Origin of the sequence: Bradyrhizobium vignae (assembly GCF_004114425.1) — a bacterium.
Taxonomy (GTDB): domain Bacteria; phylum Pseudomonadota; class Alphaproteobacteria; order Rhizobiales; family Xanthobacteraceae; genus Bradyrhizobium; species Bradyrhizobium vignae.
This window is the reverse complement of the sequence record NZ_RDQF01000021.1, coordinates 52,855-69,111: the sequence shown is the minus strand read 5'-3', so window position 1 is coordinate 69,111 and position 16,257 is coordinate 52,855. Positions and strand designations below refer to the sequence as shown.

Genomic DNA, 16,257 nt, shown 5'->3' with positions numbered 1-16,257 from the left:
CAGGAGCCCTTTGTGATGCCTATCTCTCGCCGTTCGCTCCTCAAGGCCGCCGTAGCCATGCCGGCGCTGTCGCTGCCGGGCATCGTCCGCGCCGAATCTCAATCCACGCTGCGCTTCATCCCGGTGATCGATCTCGCCTTCGTGGATCCCATCTACTCGACCGCGCAGGTGTCGCGTAACCACGGCTTCATGGTCTATGACACGCTCTATGGCATGAGCTCATCGCTCCAGGTTTCGCCGCAGATGCTGTCGGGCCATGTCGTCTCCGGCGACCAACTTCAGTGGGATCTCACCTTGCGCGACGGCCTGTTCTGGCATGACGGCGAGCGCGTGCTCGCGCGCGACTGCGTCGCCAGCATCCGCCGCTGGGCGGCGCGCGATGGCTTTGGCGGCGAGCTGATGGAGGCAACCAATGAGCTGTCGGCCGCCGACGACCGCACCATCCGCTTCCGTCTGAAGCGTCCATTCCCGCTGTTGCCGCAGGCGCTCGGCAAGGCCGCGATCAATGCCTGCTTCATGATGCCGGAACGGCTGGCGAGCCAGGATCCGTTCAAGCCGCTCACCGAGGTCGTCGGCAGCGGCCCGTTCCGCTATCTCGCCGACGAGCGCGTGCAGGGCGCGCGCAACGCTTATGCCAAGTTCGAGCGCTACCAGCCGCGCACCGACGGCAAGCCGGATTGGACCGCCGGTCCGAAGATCGTGCATTACGATCGCGTGGTCTGGACCACCACGCCCGACGCCGGCACCGGCGTCGCCGCACTCCAGACCGGCGAGCAGGACTGGCAGGAGACCACGCCGCATGATCTCTTGCCGGTGATCAGGGCCGCCGGCGACATCGAGACCCGCATTCTCGATCCCCGTGGCTACGCCTGCATGCTGCGCCTCAATCATCTGCAGCCGCCGTTCGACAATCCCGCCATTCGCCGCGCGCTGCTGGGTGCGATCGACCAGTCCGCCTTCATGACCGCTGTCGCCGGCACCGATCCGGCGTTCCAGGTCTCGCCGATCGGCTATTTCGCCCCCGGCACACCGATGGCGAGCGATGTCGGCCTCGACGTGTTCCGCGGCCCGCGCAACTACGAAAAGGTCAAGGCCGACCTCAAGGCCGCCGGCTATAACGGGGAGAAGATCGTGCTGCTCGTCCCCACCAACTCGCTGGCGCAAAAGCCGCTCGGCGAGATCGCGGTGGACAGCTTGCGCAAGGCCGGCATGAACGTCGAATATGCCGGGCTCGATTTTGCCGTCGTGCTGCAGCGCCAGCTGAAGAAGGACCCGATCGGACAGGGCGGCTGGAGCGCAGCGGTCGGCAACTGGCAGGGCATCGACTGGCTCAACCCGGCCGGCAACACCAACATCCGTGGCGAAGGCAAGGTCGCCGGCTGGTATGCGAGCACGAAGATGGGCGCGTTGCGCAGCCAGTGGCTGGCGGCCTCCGAGCTCGCCGAGCAGCAGCGCATCTGCCGCGAGATTCAGGCGGTCGCGTTCGAGGAAATCCCCTATATTCCGATCGGCCTGTACAAGCAGCCGACCGCCTATCGCAAGGCCATCACCGGCATTCTCGACGGCACCGTCGTGTTCTGGAACGTACGCCCTGCATGAGCACCACAGCAATCTTCGGCAGCTATGTGTTGTCGCGCAAAGACGGCGCGCAGGATGTCTTGCGCGACCATTGGGTCCTGGTCGAAGGCAAGACAATCGCCGCGGTCACGCGCGACAAACCGCGCGCGGACCAGGTCTATGACCGCCCCGGCCGCTTCGTGCTGCCGGGCCTGCTGAATCTGCACAATCACTGCTTCTCGGAAGCCGTGGCGCGCAGCCACACCGAGGACGGCAACGGCCGCAAGAACAACCAGAGCATCGTCTATACGGTGCTGCTGCCGCTGACCAAGCGCGGCGCCGATATCTTGTCGGCGGAAGAGCGCATGGCGGTGGCCCGGCTCGGCATCCTCCAGCTGCTCAAGGGCGGCGCCACCACGGTGATGGAGCCGTTCCGCAATTCGATCCCCGAGATGTTCGACGCGGCCGAGGAGATGGGCATCCGCTTCTACGGGGCGCCCTATCTGTTCTCGACCTCGGATGCCAAGGCCGGCGCTGATGGCGTGGTCCGTTATTCCCGCGACGACGGCGCCGCCGACATGGCGACGTGGGATGCGCTCTACCAGCGCTGGCACAATCGCGGCGACGGCCGCATTGGCCTCGCCATGAGCCCGCATGCGACCGACACCTGCGGCCCCGATCTCCTGAAGGCCTGCGCGGCGCGGGCGCGCGAGCTCGGTGTACCCATCACGACGCACATGGCGCAGAGCCGCGCCGAGGTCGAGACCATCGGCAAGCGTTACTGCGGCCGCACGCCGGCGCAATATCTGGACTGGCTCGGCCTGCTGGCGCCCGACCTCATGGCCGCGCACTGCATGTTCAGCAGCGACGACGATCTCAAGCTGATGGCCGCGCGCGGCATGACCGTGCTGAACTGCCCGCGCGTGTTTGCGCGCGCCGGCATCACCGCCGCCTTCAGCCGCTTCGCCGAGCACGGCGTACGCACCGTGGTAGGCACCGACGGCTACAACATGGATCTGCTCGGCGAGCTCAATGCGGCCTCGCTGATCTCCAAGATCACCTCGGCGCGTCCTGACGTCGCGAACTCACCCGAGTTGATCGAGGCGAACACGGCGGTGGCCGCCGACGTCATCAAGCGGCCGGACCTCGGCCGCATCGAGCCGGGCGCGACCGCCGATCTTACCGTGGTCGATCTCACCCATCCGCATCTTCAGCCGCTGTTCGATCCGCGCCGCGCGCTGATCGCGCTCGCCAACCGTGCCAATATCGATCACGTCATGGTCGATGGCCGCGTGCTGGTCGACGAGGGATGCTATCTCGGCGCCGACGAGGCGGCGATCATTGCGGCGGGCACCGCCGCAATCGGCAAGATCTGGGATTTGCCGGAGGCGCAGGCGGCGTTCAACGGCTGACCACTGTCTCGCCCTGGTCCTCGAACTCCATCAACGCCTTGCGCATGGTCTCGACCAGATCCAGCGCGACCGGCGACGGGCTGCGCTGCGCCGGAAAGACCGCCGAGAATTCGAAGTCGATGCGCGGCAGGAAGCGGCGCACGACGACGCCGCGCGTTGCAAACTCCTGCGCGGTGAAGGGATCGCAGATCGAGACCCCGAGCCCTGACGAGACCATGCCGCACATGATCTCCGACAGCGTGGTCTCGACCCTGAGCACGCGGCGGACGTCGTGGCGGTGGAAGACCTGATCGACGAGATGCCGGCTCGACGATCCCGCCGACAGCGAGATGAAGGTCTCGCCCTCGAAATCGCGCGGCTCCAGCACCGCTTTCTCGGCCAGGCGATGACCGGTCGGCAGCACCGCGACGCGCGCCAATGCCGGCAGCCGCTGGCTCGGCAGGCCGGAATGTGCGATCGGCACTTCGGCAAAGCCGATGTCGCATTGGTTGTTCAGCACCCAATCGACCACGATCGGCGAGATCACGCCGAAGAAGGCGAGGTTGAGGTTGGGCCGCTCCATCAGGAAGTGCCCGGCAAGGCGTGGCAAGTAGCCGTTTGCCAGCGCCGGCAGCGCGGCTATGCGCAGCGAGCCGGTGCGGCGGCCGCGGATTTCCTCGGCTGCCGCCGTGATGCGCTCGAGGCCGACGAAGGAGCGCTCGACCTCGGTATAGAGCGCCATCGCCGCGGCAGTCGGCACCAGGCCGGTGCCGCGCCGCTCGAACAGCTCCATCTTGAGCAGTGCCTGGAGGTCGCGCAGCAGCCGGCTCACCGCCGGCTGGGTCACCACCATCAGCTTCGCCGCCTCGGTGACACTGCCGGTCAGCATCGTCGCCCGGAAGGCCTCGACCTGCCGCGAATTGATCCGCGCCATCCCATCCCTTTATAATATTTCGGCATGCAAAGGGTGCCATTATTCATTGGACGATGGAAGTATAGGTTGCGATCTTTTTCATCAGGACTGGAGACAGCCCGCTTTTTCGGCAGATTGGAGGGGTTCAAACCTCCAGATCGCGCCAAGACCCGCCGAATGGGGGCCGGAGCCCTGATCGGAAACGGATTGGTGCGGAAGGAAATGCGGCAGGCGCTTCAGCCAGCGAGATTCGTCGGCACGTCACCTCATTCCGGTATTGGAGATCGGTCCAAATGAAGACTCTTCGCCTTCTGACAGCGGTCAGCATCGCGGCGCTCATTGCCGCCCCGTCGGTCGCCTCGGCCCAGCAGAAAACGCTCTATGTCGCCGGCTATGGCGGCTCGTTCGAGAAGACCATCCGCGACGAGGTGATCCCGGCCTTCGAGAAGGAGAACGGCGTCAAGGTCGAATACGTCGCCGGCAACTCGACTGACACGCTGGCGAAGCTCCAGGCGCAGAAGGGCAACCAGCAGATCGACGTCGCCATCGTCGACGACGGCCCGATGTACCAGGCGATCCAGCTCGGCTTCTGCGGCAAGCTCGACGGCCTGCCCGCCGATCTCTACGACACCGCGCGCTTCAAGGACGATCGCGCGGTCGCGATCGGGATCGTCGCCACCGGCCTGATGTACAACACCAAGGTGTTCAAGGAAAAAGGCTGGGCGCCGCCGACCTCGTGGAACGACCTAAAGGACACGAAATACGCAAAACAGCTCGTGATCCCGCCGATCAACAACACCTACGGTCTCGAAGCCCTGGTGATGCTGTCGAAGATGAACGGCGGCGGCGAGACCAACGTCGATTCCGGCTTCAAGATCTTCAAGGAGCAGATCAATCCGAACGTGCTCGCCTATGAGCCGTCACCCGGCAAGATGACCGAGCTGTTCCAGTCCGGCCAGGCCGTGATCGCGGTGTGGGGCACCGGCCGCGTCCAGAGCTTTGCCAATACCGGCTTCCCCGTCGACTTCGTCTATCCCAAGGAAGGCGCGGCGACCCTGCTGACGACGGCGTGCCCGATCAACAAGCCCAATGCCTCTCCGCTGGCGGCGAGCTTCGTCAAGATGCTGCTTGATCCAAAAATCCAACTCGTGATGCTGAAGGATTACGGCTACGGCCCGGTGCTGAAGTCGCTGGTGATCCCGCCGGAGCTCGGCAAGATGGCGCCGATCGGCGAGCGCGCGGCCAAGCTCTATAATCCGGACTGGACCGTCATCAACGAGAAGCGCGAGGAGTGGACCAAGCGCTGGAATCGCGAGGTCGAGCGCTGATCTGATCGTCGGCAGCGGAGACAGCGTCATGGCCTATCTCGAGCTCGATCGGGTCGCAAAGCAGTTCGGCGCGCAGACTGTGGTCGATGACTTCAGTTTGTCGGTGGGGAAGGGGGAGTTCATCTCCTTCCTCGGCCCCTCCGGCTGCGGCAAGACCACGACGTTGCAGATGATCGCGGGCTTCCTCGATCCGACACGCGGCGCGATCCGCCTCGAGGGCAAGGACCTGACCGCGGTCCATCCGGCCAAGCGTGGTCTCGGCATCGTGTTCCAGAGCTACGCGCTGTTTCCGCACATGACCGCGGCGGAGAACGTCGCCTTCGGCCTGGAGATGCGCAACGTATCGCGCAATGAGCGGACCGAGCGCGTCCGCGCCGCGCTCGCGATGGTGGGGCTCGCCGGTTACGAGGACCGCCATCCGCGCCGCATGTCGGGTGGCCAGCAGCAGCGCGTGGCGCTGGCGCGGGCGCTGGTGATCAAGCCGAGCGTGCTGCTGCTCGACGAGCCGCTGTCGAATCTCGACGCAAAGCTGCGCGAGGAGATGCAGATCGAGCTGCGCCAGATCCAGCGCACCATCGGCACCACCACGATTCTCGTCACCCACGACCAGAACGAGGCGATGTCGCTGTCGGACCGCATCGTGGTGATGAGCCAGGGCAAGATCGAGCAGATCGGCACGCCGCAGGAAACCTATGAGAAGCCGGCCTCGGCCTTTGTCTCGCAATTCCTCGGCAAGACCAACGATTTTGCCGCGATGATCGATCGGACTGCCGCGGCCGCGAAGCTGGTGGCGGGCTCCTGGAGCGCACCGGCGCCGGCTGGCCTCAACGGTGCTGTGACCGTCAGCGTTCGCCCCGAGCGTATCGGCTTTGGCGATGCGGGCCTCACCGCAAAGATCGTCACGCGCATCTTCCAGGGCAATCACTGGCTGTTCCAGTGCGAGAGCGAATGCGGCCCAGCCATCGTGATCCGCCAGAATGACGGCCAGGCGCAGCCTGCCGAAGGCGAGGCCGTTCGCCTGTCCTGGCGTCCGGAAGACATGAGCGTGCGTGCGAGGGCGGTCGCATGAGCATGGCCGCCGAGGAACGCAGCGCGCGTGCGCCGTGGGCGCTGACGGCGCCCGCCTTGATGCTGTTCGTCGGCGTGCTGCTGATCCCGCTGGCCATGACGGTAATGCTGTCGTTCCACGATTGGGGCCAGTACAAGGGCATCGAACCGGTCTTCATCCTCAAGAACTGGCACGAGATCGCGACCGATCCCTATTACGCCGAAATGTTCTGGCGGACGTTTCGCATCGCGATCCTGACCACGCTGCTCACTGCATTGCTGGGCGCACCCGAAGCCTACATCCTCAACCGCATGAGTGGTCGCTGGAAGAGCTTCTTCCTGCTGGTCATTCTCGGACCACTGCTGATCTCCGTCGTCGCGCGCACGCTCGGCTGGGCGCTGCTGTTCGGCGGTAACAACGGCCTCGTCAACAAGCTGCTGATGTCGCTTGGCGCGATCCGCTCGCCAATTCCCTTCATGTTCACCGAGACGGGAATGGTCGTCGCGCTCGCCCACGTCATGATGCCGTTCATGGTGCTCTCGGTGTGGGCGGCCCTGCAGCGGCTCGATCCGCAGATCGAGAATGCCGCGATGTCGCTTGGCGCCAGCCCTGCGACCATCATCCGCCGCATCATCATGCCGCAGATCATGCCGGGCGTGCTGTCGGGCGCGATCATCGTGTTCTCGCTCTCGGCCAGCGCCTTTGCGACGCCTGCGATCATCGGCGGCCGCCGGCTCAAGGTCGCTGCGACGCTGGCCTATGACGAGTTCCTCAACACGCTGAACTGGCCGCTGGGGGCGGCGGTCGCGACGCTGCTGCTGGTGGCGCTGGTGCTGATCGTCGTCGGCAGCAACGCGCTGATCGAGCGGCGCTACGCGGAGGTGTTCCGATGAGACGGAATGGCCCGCTGGCGCTGATCTTCCACACCATCTTCGTTATCGTCATGGTGGCGCCGATCCTCGTGGTCTGCCTCGTCGCCTTCACGCCCGAAGGTTTTCTGTCGCTGCCGACCAATGGTTTTTCGCTGCGCTGGTTCAGGACGATCGCGAACTACCCCGAATTCATCCATGCCTTCTGGGTCAGCCTCGGCCTCGGAGCGCTATCGTCCTTGGTCGCGTTGCTGTTCGCAGTGCCTGCCGCGCTCGCGATCGCGCGCTATCGCTTCCGTGGCCGCGATGTGCTCGCAGCTCTCTTCCTGTCGCCGCTGATGATCCCGCATGTCGTACTCGGCATCGCTTTCCTGAGATTCTTTACGTCAGCCGGTCTCGGCGGCAGCTTTGCCGCGCTGATCATCGCGCATGTCATCATCGTGTTTCCATTCGCGCTGCGGCTGACACTGGCGGCGGCCACCGGCATGGATCGCTCGGTCGAAATGGCTGCGGTCTCACTCGGTGCGGGCAGCTGGACGCTGTTCCGCCGCGTCACCTTGCCGTTGATCCTGCCCGGCGTGATCAGCGGCTGGGCGCTCGCCTTCATCCAGTCCTTTGACGATCTCACCATGACCGTCTTCCTCGCCGCGCCCGGCACCGAGACGTTGCCGGTGCGCATGTTCCTTTATATCCAGGACAACATCGATCCGCTGGTGACGTCGGTCTCGGCCTGCGTGATCGCGATCACCATGACCGCCCTCATTCTGCTCGACCGCTTCTACGGGCTCGACCGCGTGCTCGCCGGCAAGGGCGACACGGGACGATAGGAGAACCCATGCGAACGGATTACGACGTCGCCGTCGTCGGCGGCGGACTGCTCGGCTCCGCCATTGCCTGGGGCCTCGGCCGCCTCGGCAAGAGCGTCGCCGTGCTCGACGAAGGCGACATCACCAAGCGTGCTTCGCGCGCGAACTTCGCGCTGGTATGGGTGCAGAGCAAGGGCCTCGGCATGCCCGCCTATACAGGCTGGACCGTGCAGGCCTCGCAGGCATGGGGCCGGCTTGCCTCCGAGCTGAAGCAACAGACCGGCCTCGACGTCTGCCTCCAGCAAAATGGCGGTTTTCATCTCACCCTCGGCGAGGACGAATTCGGCCAGCGCGCCGAGCTCGTCAAGCGCATGCACAACCAGGTCGGCGCTGCCGACTACAAGATGGAGATGTTGCGGCCCTCCGAGATCAAGAAGGCGCTGCCGCTGATCGGGCCCGAGGTCTCCGGCGGCAGCTATTGTCCGCTCGACGGCCACGTCAATTCGCTGCGCACCTTCCGCGCCTTCCACACCGGCTTCAGGGCGTTCGGCATCGATTATTTTCCGGAGCGTCCGGTCTCGGCGATCAGCAAGAGCGGCGGCGAATTCCGCCTGACGACGCCCAAGGGCGAGCTGCGTGCCGCCAAGATCGTGCTCGCCGCCGGCAATGCGAACCAGACACTCGCACCGATGGTCGGTCTCTACGCGCCGATGGGGCCGACTCGCGGCCAGATCGTCGTGACCGAGCGCACCATGCCGTTCCTGCCGCATCCGCTGACCACGATCCGCCAGACCGACGAGGGCACGGTGATGATCGGCGACAGCAAGGAGGATGAGCTGGATGATCGCGTGCTGAAGCCTTCGATCAGCGGCGTCATGGCCGATCGCGCCCAGCGCATGTTCCCGCATCTGGCGCGGCTCAACGTGGTCAGGAGCTGGTCCGGCATTCGCGTCATGCCGCAGGACGGCTTTCCGATCTACGACCAGTCGGAGACGCATCCCGGCGCCTTCGTCGCCTGCTGCCATTCCGGCGTGACGCTCGCCTCCAACCACGCCTTCGAGATCGCGCGCATGGTGGCGCAGGGCGCGCTCGAGCCGGAGCTGGTCGGGGCGTTCTCGGCCAGCCGTTTCGGTGGCGCTGGCGCGGCGAACAGCAGCGGTTATTAGAGATATCAAGGAGCCAAGAGGCATCCCCATGTTTAGACGATCCGAACAGGACAAGCGGCCGCAGGTGCAGATCTTCGTCGACGGCGTTGCCGTCGCGGCGCGTCAGGGTGACACCGTCTCCGCCGCGCTGCTGGCCTCGGGCCGCGATGCGCGGCGCTCGACTGCGGTGAGCGGCGCGCCGCGCCTGCCTTATTGCATGATGGGCGTGTGCTTCGACTGTCTCGTCACCATCGATGGCGTCGGCAATCGACAGGGCTGCCTCGTGCCCGTCGCCGAGGGCATGCAGATCGAGATTCAGAAGGGCAAGCGGGAGATCGGAAAATGACTGTGGCTCCCAGGCGCGAAGACTACGACGTCGTGGTGATCGGCGCGGGGCCGGCGGGTCTTGCTGCTGCCGCGACCTCCGCCGAGGCCGGCCTGTCGACGCTGCTGCTCGACGAGAACATCGGCCCCGGCGGCCAGGTGTTCCGCGCCATCTCTTCCACGCCGGTGACCGAGCGCGATCAGCTCGGCGCCGATTATTGGGTCGGTGCCGATCTCGTGCAGACGCTGCGCGCCAGCAATGCGGAAGTGATCCAGCGTGCCACGGTCTGGAGTCTCGACCGCAATCTCGAGATCGCCGTCTCGATCGGCGGCGCCTCCGCCTTCATCAAGGCCAAGCGCGTGATCCTTGCGACCGGCGCGCTGGAGCGGCCGTTCCCGATTCCCGGCTGGACGCTGCCGGGCGTGATGACCGCGGGTGCCGCGCAGACCATGCTGAAGTCCTCGGCGATGGTGCCCGATGGCCGCACCGTGATCGCAGGGCAGGGCCCGCTGCTCTGGCTGCTCGCCGCGCAGATCCTGCGCCTCGGCGGTCGCATCGATCGCATCCTCGACACCACCGAGCGCGGCAACTACTTCGCGGCGCTGCCGCATGCCTTTGCATTCCTGACCTCGCCCTATTTCGCCAAGGGCCTGTCGATGATGCGCGAGGTGAAGGCCAAGGTGCAGGTCGTCTCCGGCCTCACCGAGCTTGCCGCGGCTGGCGACGGCCAGCTCGCGAGCGTCAGCTATGTCGCCGGCGGCAAGCGCGAGACCATTCCTGCGGATCTGTTGCTGCTGCATCAGGGCGTCGTGCCGAACGTCAACCTGGCGATGGCGGCCGGCATCGAGCATCGCTGGGACGACCTTCAATTGTGCTGGTCGCCGGTACTGGATGCGAGTGGCAACTCCTCAGTCGCCGGCATCGCGATCGCCGGTGACGGCGCAGGCATTGGGGGTGCCAATGCAGCCGTGGTGCGCGGTCGTATTGCCGCGCGCGCCGCGGTCGAAGCGTTGGCGCCCGCTTCTGCCGCCAAACTCCCCGCAACGGCGACGCTCCGTGCCGAGCTCGCGAAGGCCGAGCGTGGCCGCTTGTTCCTCGACACGCTGTTCCGTCCCGCGCCGCAGTTCCGCATTCCCTCTGACGACACCATCGTCTGCCGCTGCGAGGAGGTGACGGCAAAGGACGTTCTGGATTCCGTGGCGATCGGCGCGACCGGGCCGAACCAGCTCAAGGCCTATCGCCGCACCGGCATGGGCCCGTGCCAGGGCCGGCTCTGCGGCCTCACCGTCACCGAGCTGATGGCGCAGGCGCGCGGCAAGACCCCGCAGGAGATCGGCTATTATCGGCTGCGCGCGCCGGTGAAGCCGATCACGCTCGCCGAGCTCGCCGCCGTTCCGAAGAGCGAGGCCGACGTCAAGGCCGTGGTGCGCGGATGAGCAAAAACGTGGATGCAATCGTCATCGGCGGCGGCATCCACGGATGCTCGACCGCGCTGCACCTGTGCCTTGCCGGCTTGAAGCCGGTGCTGATCGAGAAGGACTATGCCGGCCGCCACGCTTCCGGCGTCAATGCCGGCGGCGTCCGCCAGCTTGCACGGCACATCCCTGAGATTCCGCTGTCGATCCGTTCGATGGCGATCTGGGAGAAGATTTCGGAGCTCGTCGACGACGATTGCAGTTTCGAGAGCTACGGCCAGGTGCTGGTTGCCGAGAACGAGGACGAGCTCGCGGTCTGCCGCACCCGCGTCGCCGAGCTCAATGCGCTTGGCTTCACTCATGAAGAGCTGATCGATGCGGCGGAATTGCGCCGGCTGGTGCCCGCGGTGGCCGAGACCTGTCCCGGCGGCGTGATCTCGCGTCGTGACGGCGCGGCCAATCCGGCGCAGACGACGACGGCGTTCCGTCGCAAGGCTGAGCAGTCAGGTGCGACCGTGCGCGAGGGCGTGGCCGCTACCAACATCCGACATCGTGACGGCCTCTGGCACGTCGATGTCGGTTCGGAGAGCTTTGCCGCGCCGGTGCTGGTCAACGCTGCCGGCGCCTGGGCCGGCAAGATCGCGGCTGATCTCGGCGAGCCGGTCCCGGTCGAGACCGTGGCGCCGATGCTGATGATCACCTCGCGCGTGCCCCACTTCATCGACCCCGTCGTGATCCTGCGCGGGCGCAAGCTCTCGTTCAAGCAGTTCAAGAACGGTACGGTGCTGATCGGCGGCGGCCACCTCGCGACGCCGTACCAGGACCGCAACGAGACGGTGCTGGACTGGAAGAGTCTTGCGACCAGCGCGCAGACCGTGTTCGAGCTGTTCCCGGTGATGCGCAGCGCGACCATCGTCCGCGCCTGGGCCGGCATCGAGGCGAAGATGAAGGACGACATCCCCGTGTTCGGGCCGAGCAGCCGCCACAAGGGCCTCTATCACCAGTTCGGCTTCTCGCTGCACGGTTTTCAGCTCGGCCCCGGTGCCGGCGCCGTCATGGCGGAGCTGATCGTGAGCGGCGGCACCCAGACTCGCGTCAGCGATCTCGGCATCGACCGCTTCCATCCTTCCACGCACTAGCAACAAGAGGACATCATGAGCATCACCCGCGGCATCCGCACGCCCATCATGCATCGCGCCGTCGAGGCCAATGGCTTCGTCTTTCTCGGCGGCACCATCGCCGACGACACCTCGGTCTCGATGGGCGACCAGACCCGCAATATCCTCGGCAAGATCGCCGGCTATCTGAAGGAAGCCGGCACCGACAAGAGCCGCGTCGTCAGTGCCTCGATCTTCGTCACCGATCTCTCCAAGAAGAAGGAGATGGACGCAGCCTGGACCGAGTTCTTCGGCGATAATCTGCCGACCCGCGCCACCGTCGGCGTCGCCGATCTCGGCGGCGGCGCGCTGATCGAGGTGGTGGTCACCGCGCTCAAGGGCTGATCGCATCGACCCATGGGACGTCAGCGCTCGCCGCGCTGTCGTCTCCTCAAGCTGCGGCTTGATCCTGCACTTCTGCCGCGCAGTCCTGGAAGATTTTCAAAAGCCCGACGCCTGCACCCAGCGCGTCGGGCTGAAAGATTGACTATCAATCGGTGATCCCAACGCCGTTGTTGTGACGCGTATCTCACCGCTTTTCCATTCCGGGAAACTACCGCATCGGAACCGGACGTCGTGCTATGCACCTCCACCCGGTTCCAACGTCTCGCCGATCTCCAGCGGATGAGCCATGGTCTCGTGCAGCGCCTCGCGATCGAGCTCGCCTTCGGAGATGCTGATGACGACGCAGGCGACGCCGTTGCCGATCAGATTGGTCAGCGCGCGGCATTCGCTCATGAACTTGTCGATGCCGACCAGGATCGCGATCGACTGGATGGGAATATCAGGCACGATCGAGAGCGTCGCGGCGAGCGTGATGAAGCCTGCGCCGGTGACGCCCGAGGCGCCCTTCGAGGTGATCATGGCGATGCCGAGGATGCCGAGCTCCTGCCAGATGGTCAGATGCGTGTTGGTGGCCTGCGCCAGGAACAGCGTCGCCAGTGTCATGTAGATGTTGGTGCCGTCGAGGTTGAAGCTGTAGCCGGTCGGGATCACGAGGCCGACCACCGAGCGCGAGGCGCCGAGATGCTCCATCTTCTGGATCATCTGTGGCAGCACCGTCTCGGAGGACGAGGTGCCCAGCACGATCAAGAGCTCGTCCTTGATATAGGCGATGAAGCGCAGGATCGAGAAGCCTGCCAGCCGCGCGATCGCACCCAGCACGATCAGGACGAACAGGATGCTGGTGAGATAGAACGTGCCGATCAGCGCGGCGAGATTGAGCAGCGAGCCGAGTCCGTAGGCCCCCACGGTGAACGCCATCGCGCCGAAGGCGCCGATCGGCGCGACGCGCACGATGATGCGAATGATGCCGAAGAACATTTTTGCGGCCTTGTCGATCGCGTCCGCAATGGGCTCGCCGGCCTTGCCGAGGAAGGCGATGGCGAAGCCGGAGAGAATCGAGATCAGCAGCACCTGCAAGAGGTCGCCGCGTGCGATGGCGCCCAGATAGCTGTCGGGAATGATCGCCATCAGATGGGCGACGATGCCCTCCTCCTTGGCCTTGGTGACGTAGGTCGCCACTGATCCCGGGTCGATGGTGGCGGGATCGATGTTGAAGCCGTGTCCGGGCTGGAGGATCTCGCCGACCAGCAGGCCAACCGCGAGCGCGACGGTCGAGACCGTCTCGAAATAGATCAGCGACTTCAATCCGACCCGGCCGACACGCTTGAGGTCGCCCATCGAGGAGATGCCGTGCACCACGGTGCAGAAGATGACAGGCGCGATCATCATCTTGATCAGCGCGATGAAGCCGTCGCCAAGCGGCTTCAAGGCTTTGCCGAGATCGGGATAGAAGTAGCCGATCAGCACGCCGAGCACGATCGCGATCAGCACCTGGACGTAAAGGATCTTGTACCAGGGCTGGTGCCGGCGGCGGATGGCTGGCTGGATCGCGACTTGTGTCATAATGTAGGCCCGGGAACGTATTGATCTTGCATGATTTCATCATGTGATGGGCGCCGCAGAAGCGACAATCACATTTTTGTCGGATCGCACGAACATCGATCGCTGGACCGCAACGGGGGGAACATGACGATCGCAACAGACTCGGACGAGCAGGCACAGGGCTATTTTCCGCGCTGGAGACTCAAGACCTCTGGCGTGATCATGCCGGAGGAGCGGTTGTCCTGGGGCCAGACCATCGTTTCCGGTTTGCAGCATTGCGTCGCGATGTCGGGATCGACGATCATCGCGCCGTTGCTGATGGGGTTCGATCCCAACGTTGCGGTGCTGTTCTCCGGCGTCGGCACACTGATCTTCTTCGTCATCGTCGCGGGGCGGGTGCCGAGCTATCTCGGCTCGAGCTTCGCGTTCATCGCCGTCGTCATCGCGGCCACCGGCTATGCCGGGCAGGGGCCGAACCCGAACCTGCCGGTTGCACTCGGCGGCATCGTCGGCGCCGGGGTCCTGTACGGTCTGATTTCGCTGATCGTGATGTGGTCCGGCGTCGGTTGGATCGAGAGGCTGCTGCCGCCCGCCGTCACCGGCGCCGTGGTCGCCGCGATCGGCCTCAACCTCGCGCCCGTGGCGGTCAAGGCGGTGAGCGCCAATGCGTTCGACACCTGGATCGGGCTCGCGACCGTCCTGATCATCGGCGTGGTTGCCGTTGCCGCGCCAGGCCTGTGGCGCCGCCTGCCGATCATCGTCGGTGCAATCGGTGGATATCTCCTGTACTTGCTGTTCGCGAACGGCCTCGGCTTCGGCAAGCCGATCGACTTCGCGCAACTCTCGGCCGCGCCGTGGCTGGGGATGCCGAACTTCACTGCGCCGAGCTTCCATGCCGATGCAATCTTCCTCATCGCGCCGGTTGCCGTCATTCTCGTCGCCGAGAATCTCGGGCATATCAAGGCCGTCGGCGCCATGACGGGCCGGAGCCTCGACGCCTATCTCGGCCGCGCCCTGTTCGCCGACAGCCTCGCGACCATCGTTGCAGCCTGCGGCGGCGGCACCGGGGTCACCACCTATGCCGAGAACATCGGCGTCATGGCGGCGACGAAGGTCTATTCGACCTTGCTGTTTGCCTTCGCAGCCATTGTGTCGATCCTGCTCGGCTTCTCGCCGAAATTCGGTGCGTTGATCCTGTCGATCCCCGGCGCAGTCATCGGCGGCGTCTCGATCGTGCTGTTCGGGTTGATCGCGGCGATGGCGGGCCGAATCTGGATCGAGAACAAGGTCGACTTCGCCAATCCTGCAAACCTGATCACCGTTGCCGTGGCGCTGACCGCGGGTGCCGGTGATCTCACGCTGAAATTCGGCGCGTTCACGATCGGCGGGATCGGCACCGCGACCTTCGGGGCCATCATCCTTTATCAGATCCTGACTTCGCCGCCGGCGCAGCGCGCCGCGTGAATCCCGGCGATATGGGATGGAACAAAACGCCGGTTCCATCCATGATGATTCATTCCGGAGAGAACACATGCCGCAAACCGAACGCTCAACTTCCTTTCCATCGCGCCTCGTCGGCCAAAACGCCCTGGTGACCGGCGCCTCGCAAGGCATCGGCCGCGCCGTGGCCATCCGCCTGGCGCAGGAAGGCGCGACCGTCGCCATCAACTATTTCGATCACCCCGGGAGGGCCGAGGAGACGCTCGCCCTTGCGCGAACGGCATCGAGCGACCGCGGTCACGGCAGGCTCGATCACATCATCGTCAAGGCCGATGTCGGTAAGGAAGAGGATATCGCTGCGATGTTCGAAACGGTCCTCGCGCGCTGGAAGCGCCTCGACTGTCTCGTCAACAATGCCGGCTTCCAGCGAGAGTCGCCGAGCGAGGCGCTCGACGTCGAAACCTATCGCCGCATCATCGACGTCAACCTCAACGGCGCCGTGCTCTGCGCGCAGAAGGCGCTGGCGCATTTCGTCGCGCGCGGCGGAGGCGGCAGCATCATCAACTGCTCCAGCGTCCACCAGATCATCCCAAAGCCCGGCTATCTCGCTTATTCCATCAGCAAGGGCGGCATGGCCAATCTGACGCGCACGCTGGCGCTGGAATTCGCCGGCCGGGGCATTCGGGTCAATGCCGTTGGTCCAGGGGCGATCGACACACCGATCAACGCGGCCTGGACTGGCGATCCGGAAAAGCGCGGCGTCGTGACCAGCCACATTCCATTGGGCCGCGTGGGGACACCAGAAGAGATCGCCGCCGTGTTTGCCTTCCTCGCTTCCGATGATGCCAGCTACATCACCGGGCAGACCATCTACGCCTGCGGGGGTGTCACGCTGTTTCCGGAGTTTCGCGAGAACTGGGCGAGCTAAGTCGGGCCCGGCAGGCGGGGAGCCGCGCGGCATCTGGCAGAATCCGCC

General features: G+C 65.2%; 15 protein-coding genes. 13 read left to right on the top strand and 2 right to left on the bottom strand.

The genetic code is table 11. From position 1 onward, the window contains the following. Positions 1 to 15: 15 nt before the first annotated feature. Both EAV90_RS19585 and EAV90_RS19580 read left to right on the top strand, forming a co-directional pair. Positions 16 to 1,599 (top strand): ABC transporter substrate-binding protein, encoded by a 1,584-nt coding sequence (locus EAV90_RS19585; protein ID WP_129144400.1) that lies wholly within the window; start codon positions 16 to 18, stop codon positions 1,597 to 1,599. Further along, positions 1,596 to 2,969, top strand: a complete 1,374-nt coding sequence (locus EAV90_RS19580; RefSeq protein ID WP_129144399.1) for an amidohydrolase family protein — start codon at positions 1,596 to 1,598, stop codon at positions 2,967 to 2,969. The genes EAV90_RS19585 and EAV90_RS19580 overlap by 4 nt, the downstream gene beginning before the upstream one ends. On the opposite strand, the gene EAV90_RS19575 is transcribed toward EAV90_RS19580, so the two are convergent. Further along, positions 2,959 to 3,882 carry a LysR substrate-binding domain-containing protein gene (locus tag EAV90_RS19575; RefSeq protein WP_129144398.1) on the bottom strand — a complete coding sequence of 308 codons (924 nt, stop codon included), beginning with the start codon at positions 3,880 to 3,882 and terminating at the stop codon, positions 2,959 to 2,961. The genes EAV90_RS19580 and EAV90_RS19575 overlap by 11 nt on opposite strands. Before the next feature lie 272 nt (positions 3,883 to 4,154). On the opposite strand from EAV90_RS19575, the gene EAV90_RS19570 reads away from it, so the two are divergent. From EAV90_RS19570 to EAV90_RS19530, 9 genes are read left to right on the top strand one after another with little or no spacing between them, the layout of a single operon-like run. Then, a complete protein-coding gene (locus EAV90_RS19570; RefSeq protein ID WP_129144397.1) occupies positions 4,155 to 5,189 on the top strand; it encodes an ABC transporter substrate-binding protein in 1,035 nt (344 codons plus the stop codon). Positions 5,190 to 5,217: 28 nt separating this feature from the next. Continuing rightward, the gene (locus tag EAV90_RS19565; protein ID WP_122405661.1) at positions 5,218 to 6,258 is read left to right on the top strand and encodes an ABC transporter ATP-binding protein; all 1,041 of its coding nucleotides are present in this window, start codon (positions 5,218 to 5,220) and stop codon (positions 6,256 to 6,258) included. Continuing rightward, complete coding sequence (locus EAV90_RS19560) at positions 6,255 to 7,130, top strand: ABC transporter permease (RefSeq protein ID WP_122405660.1); 876 nt, start codon at positions 6,255 to 6,257, stop codon at positions 7,128 to 7,130. The genes EAV90_RS19565 and EAV90_RS19560 overlap by 4 nt, the downstream gene beginning before the upstream one ends. Next, complete coding sequence (locus EAV90_RS19555; RefSeq protein WP_122405659.1) at positions 7,127 to 7,933, top strand: ABC transporter permease; 807 nt, start codon at positions 7,127 to 7,129, stop codon at positions 7,931 to 7,933. Before EAV90_RS19560 ends, EAV90_RS19555 begins: the two co-directional genes overlap by 4 nt. 8 nt (positions 7,934 to 7,941) lie before the next feature. Next, the gene (locus tag EAV90_RS19550; protein ID WP_122405658.1) at positions 7,942 to 9,078 is read left to right on the top strand and encodes an NAD(P)/FAD-dependent oxidoreductase; all 1,137 of its coding nucleotides are present in this window, start codon (positions 7,942 to 7,944) and stop codon (positions 9,076 to 9,078) included. A gap of 28 nt (positions 9,079 to 9,106) precedes the next feature. After that, the gene (locus EAV90_RS19545) at positions 9,107 to 9,403 is read left to right on the top strand and encodes a (2Fe-2S)-binding protein (RefSeq protein ID WP_122405657.1); all 297 of its coding nucleotides are present in this window, start codon (positions 9,107 to 9,109) and stop codon (positions 9,401 to 9,403) included. Beyond that, a complete protein-coding gene (locus EAV90_RS19540; protein ID WP_129144396.1) occupies positions 9,400 to 10,818 on the top strand; it encodes an FAD/NAD(P)-dependent oxidoreductase in 1,419 nt (472 codons plus the stop codon). Before EAV90_RS19545 ends, EAV90_RS19540 begins: the two co-directional genes overlap by 4 nt. Continuing rightward, positions 10,815 to 11,936, top strand: a complete 1,122-nt coding sequence (locus EAV90_RS19535; protein ID WP_129144395.1) for an NAD(P)/FAD-dependent oxidoreductase — start codon at positions 10,815 to 10,817, stop codon at positions 11,934 to 11,936. The genes EAV90_RS19540 and EAV90_RS19535 overlap by 4 nt, the downstream gene beginning before the upstream one ends. A gap of 15 nt (positions 11,937 to 11,951) precedes the next feature. Beyond that, positions 11,952 to 12,299 (top strand): RidA family protein, encoded by a 348-nt coding sequence (locus tag EAV90_RS19530; RefSeq protein ID WP_122405654.1) that lies wholly within the window; start codon positions 11,952 to 11,954, stop codon positions 12,297 to 12,299. 234 nt (positions 12,300 to 12,533) lie between these two features. On the opposite strand, the gene EAV90_RS19525 is transcribed toward EAV90_RS19530, so the two are convergent. Next, a complete protein-coding gene (locus EAV90_RS19525; protein ID WP_122405653.1) occupies positions 12,534 to 13,862 on the bottom strand; it encodes a dicarboxylate/amino acid:cation symporter in 1,329 nt (442 codons plus the stop codon). Positions 13,863 to 13,985: 123 nt separating this feature from the next. On the opposite strand from EAV90_RS19525, the gene EAV90_RS19520 reads away from it, so the two are divergent. Continuing rightward, positions 13,986 to 15,305, top strand: a complete 1,320-nt coding sequence (locus tag EAV90_RS19520) for a solute carrier family 23 protein (protein WP_129144394.1) — start codon at positions 13,986 to 13,988, stop codon at positions 15,303 to 15,305. Positions 15,306 to 15,372: 67 nt separating this feature from the next. Continuing rightward, complete coding sequence (locus EAV90_RS19515; RefSeq protein WP_129144393.1) at positions 15,373 to 16,209, top strand: SDR family oxidoreductase; 837 nt, start codon at positions 15,373 to 15,375, stop codon at positions 16,207 to 16,209. Positions 16,210 to 16,257 lie beyond the last annotated feature (48 nt).

Excerpts from the sequence above, each read along its gene's own strand:
- EAV90_RS19585 (WP_129144400.1), top strand. The coding sequence starts at position 16 with ATGCCTATCTCTCGCCGTTCGCTCCTCAAGGCCGCCGTAGCCATGCCG.
- EAV90_RS19580 (WP_129144399.1), top strand. The coding sequence starts at position 1,596 with ATGAGCACCACAGCAATCTTCGGCAGCTATGTGTTGTCGCGCAAAGAC.
- EAV90_RS19575 (WP_129144398.1), bottom strand. The coding sequence starts at position 3,882 with ATGGCGCGGATCAATTCGCGGCAGGTCGAGGCCTTCCGGGCGACGATG.
- EAV90_RS19570 (WP_129144397.1), top strand. The coding sequence starts at position 4,155 with ATGAAGACTCTTCGCCTTCTGACAGCGGTCAGCATCGCGGCGCTCATT.
- EAV90_RS19565 (WP_122405661.1), top strand. The coding sequence starts at position 5,218 with ATGGCCTATCTCGAGCTCGATCGGGTCGCAAAGCAGTTCGGCGCGCAG.
- EAV90_RS19560 (WP_122405660.1), top strand. The coding sequence starts at position 6,255 with ATGAGCATGGCCGCCGAGGAACGCAGCGCGCGTGCGCCGTGGGCGCTG.
- EAV90_RS19555 (WP_122405659.1), top strand. The coding sequence starts at position 7,127 with ATGAGACGGAATGGCCCGCTGGCGCTGATCTTCCACACCATCTTCGTT.
- EAV90_RS19550 (WP_122405658.1), top strand. The coding sequence starts at position 7,942 with ATGCGAACGGATTACGACGTCGCCGTCGTCGGCGGCGGACTGCTCGGC.
- EAV90_RS19545 (WP_122405657.1), top strand. The coding sequence starts at position 9,107 with ATGTTTAGACGATCCGAACAGGACAAGCGGCCGCAGGTGCAGATCTTC.
- EAV90_RS19540 (WP_129144396.1), top strand. The coding sequence starts at position 9,400 with ATGACTGTGGCTCCCAGGCGCGAAGACTACGACGTCGTGGTGATCGGC.
- EAV90_RS19535 (WP_129144395.1), top strand. The coding sequence starts at position 10,815 with ATGAGCAAAAACGTGGATGCAATCGTCATCGGCGGCGGCATCCACGGA.
- EAV90_RS19530 (WP_122405654.1), top strand. The coding sequence starts at position 11,952 with ATGAGCATCACCCGCGGCATCCGCACGCCCATCATGCATCGCGCCGTC.
- EAV90_RS19525 (WP_122405653.1), bottom strand. The coding sequence starts at position 13,862 with ATGACACAAGTCGCGATCCAGCCAGCCATCCGCCGCCGGCACCAGCCC.
- EAV90_RS19520 (WP_129144394.1), top strand. The coding sequence starts at position 13,986 with ATGACGATCGCAACAGACTCGGACGAGCAGGCACAGGGCTATTTTCCG.
- EAV90_RS19515 (WP_129144393.1), top strand. The coding sequence starts at position 15,373 with ATGCCGCAAACCGAACGCTCAACTTCCTTTCCATCGCGCCTCGTCGGC.